General features: G+C 71.6%; 3 protein-coding genes. 1 reads left to right on the forward strand and 2 read right to left on the reverse strand.

What is annotated here, in order from left to right; all coding sequences use genetic code 11:
* Nucleotides 1–238: 238 nt before the first annotated feature.
* Complete coding sequence (locus C1J00_RS41880; RefSeq protein WP_146046384.1) at nt 239–418, forward strand: hypothetical protein; 180 nt, start codon at nt 239–241, stop codon at nt 416–418.
* Here C1J00_RS41880 and C1J00_RS41885 read toward each other — a convergent pair.
* Together C1J00_RS41885 and C1J00_RS41890 are read right to left on the reverse strand one after the other, a co-directional pair.
* Entirely contained in the window at nt 404–1,741 is a 1,338-nt protein-coding gene (locus C1J00_RS41885) for an erythromycin esterase family protein (protein ID WP_102914046.1), read from the reverse strand. The two genes, C1J00_RS41880 and C1J00_RS41885, sit on opposite strands and share 15 nt — an antisense overlap.
* An 86-nt stretch (nt 1,742–1,827) precedes the next feature.
* On the reverse strand, nt 1,828–2,571 hold the full coding sequence (locus C1J00_RS41890) for a thioesterase II family protein (RefSeq protein WP_102914047.1): 744 nt from the start codon (nt 2,569–2,571) through the stop codon (nt 1,828–1,830).
* Nucleotides 2,572–2,574 lie beyond the last annotated feature (3 nt).

A 2,574-nucleotide genomic window follows, 5' to 3' on the forward strand; every position in this document is an offset into this window, starting at 1 on the left:
GATATCGGCGGGGCGGGGGTCGTCGTGCGGCAGGCTGTGTGGCTGTCTGTACGGGCTCTGTGGCGGTCTGGACAGGCTCGGTCAGCAACTCCGCCAGCCGGTCGTGTGCCAACGTCCTGCTGTACGGGCACACAGTCCTCGTCGCCCTGGCCCTAGCCGCCGGGTGAGCTCTCGGTCCGTCTCCGCCATGCCATCCAGTGTGGCACCGTTCGCCAGGGCGGACGCAGCCGTCAGGCGGGTGTCCGAAAGGGTCCAGCAGGACCTGGAGGCGACGGTCCGGTCGTGGGCCGTGTCGGAGGCGGCCCGGGACCTGGCCTTCACGGACTGGTTCCACCACGACACGTCGGACGCGGCGTTCGCCGTACTCGATCCCACTCGGGTAGCCGCCGTGGTGCGGACGCGGTCAGGTCGGAGGTGACAGCAAGCGGGCCGACGTGACGTGGCGAAGGTGGAAGAGGACGTCGTGGGAATCCGCGGGGGCGATCCGGTGGGGGCGTTCCGGGTAGGACGTGCCGATGCTGCGGGTGGGCCTGGGGGTCTTCAGCCAGGTGCGCGCCGGGGCCGGGGAGGAGCGCAGGTCCAGGAAGAAGTCACCGGGGCGTACCCGGTTGAGGAAGCGTTCGGTGCTGTTCGCCGGCGGGGCCCCCACGGTGTGGACGCGAGCCGTCCCGTCCGGGTCCGTCGCGTTGAAGGATCCCTCGCCGAAGGTCGCGGCGACGCTGAGGTAGTCCTTGCCCAGCCGGTCCCGCAGGAACGCGCCCTGCATGCGCGGATACCGCGGGTCGGAGGTGCGGTAGGCGATGTGGCTGTTGTGCGCGGACAGCAGCACCTTGTGGCCCGTCCGGGCCGCCCACCAGGCGACGTTGTCCGCCATCAAGCCGTCCCGGTAGCCCATGGACCTCCTCAGCTGCCCGGGATCGTCGAAGTCGAACGCGTAGCCGCGCGCGGTCTGTGCCAGCGCCCGCGCGTGCTGGACCGCCCAGGCGTGGGCGTCCTCCGTCGTGGAGGAGGGAACCGGCAGGCGGGCGAGCAGGGACAGCGCCGTCTCCGCGCGGACGGCCATCGCCCGGCGCTCGGCCAGGGGCCGGGTCAGGTAGGACTTCATGTAGGTGCCGGCCGACGTGGTGGGCCGCAGTCCCCGGTACAGCGCGGTGATACGCGGCAGCAGGTCGGGCAGGTGCCGGGCCGTGTACCGGAGCACCTCGTCGTACAGTTCCGGGCCCGCGTAGGCGAAGTCGTCGCCCATGAACCGCAGTTGATCCTGCGGATGCCGGAGGTTGTACGCGCGCATCCACTCGATGAGAGCCAGGTACTCGTCGGTGTTCCACCACGCGTACGTGTCCTGGAACTCGCCCCCCATGATGCGTCGCGGGTCGCCCTCGCCGGTCCGGACGTACGCGTCCAGCCGGAGGCCGCTGCTCCAGCTCGTCTCCAGCGCGAAGGTGCGGAAGCCCTTGTGCTCCACCAGGTAGCGCAGCACGCGGTGCTTGAGCGTGAAGAACTCGTGCGAGCTGTGCGTAGCTTCGCCCAGCCCCACCACCCTCGCGTCGCCCACCATGCGCCCCAGGGGCCGCAGATCACCCGGGTCGCCGTGCGGGCCGGTGGTGCGCAGCGGGTGGGTGCCGCGCTCCGCGGCCCGCACCGCGCGCGTCTCGGGGGGTGGCGGGGTGCCGGAGCCCACGATGCCCGTGCAGAACAGCAGCCCTACCAGCAGGATGAGTACGGACCGGTTTCGCGTCATGCGACCAGATTCCGCTTCCGGCCGGTCTCAGGACATCCGACGCACCCCCGACTTCAGTGCGTGCTGTCCCGACCCCGGGCATGCCGCTAAACCGGAAGAGACCGTGCCGGTTCCATGGCGATACGGGCCACCTCCTCGGCCGCCGATACGAGGTAGAAGTGGTCGCCCCGCAGAACGGTGAGGCTGAAGGAACCCGAGGTGACCGCACGCCATCCTGCCGCCTCGTCGGGGGTGACCTGCGGATCCCGGTCACCGGTCAGGGCATGGACGGCGGCCCGCAGCACCGGCGCGTCGGTCCGGCGGCGGTAGTCGTCGATCAGGCGGTAGTCGTTGCTGATGGCGGGCAGGAGCAGCTCCCGCAGGTCGGGGTCGTCGAACACGGCCGCGTTCGTGCCGCCCAGGGACCTGACCGCCGCGACCACCTCGTCGTCCGTCCGCACCGCAGGCCCTCCGGAACCGTCGGGGGACCGGCCCGAGACGCACAGGCGGGTGACGTGCTCGGCCCCCGCCTGTTCGAGGCGCAGAAGCGTCTCGTACGCGACGGCCGCGCCCATGCTGTGTCCGAAGAACACGGTCGGCAGCGCCGGCACGGTCAGCAGTTCCCCGGCGACGGCCGACACCAGCGGATCCATCGCAGGGACCAGCGGTTCGCGGAACCGGTTCTCGCGGCCCGGGTACTGCACGGCCAGGAGATCCACCGAGGGGTCCACGTACTGCCCCCAGGGGCGGTAGAAGCTCGCCGCGCCGCCCGCGTGGGGAAAGCAGACCAGGCGGCGTGCGGGGCGCTCGGGCCGGGTGTGACGGGTCAGGTACGGCGAGGGCGGGGACAGGGG

The sequence above is a fragment of the Streptomyces cahuitamycinicus genome, from assembly GCF_002891435.1.
Lineage (GTDB): Bacteria > Actinomycetota > Actinomycetes > Streptomycetales > Streptomycetaceae > Streptomyces > Streptomyces cahuitamycinicus.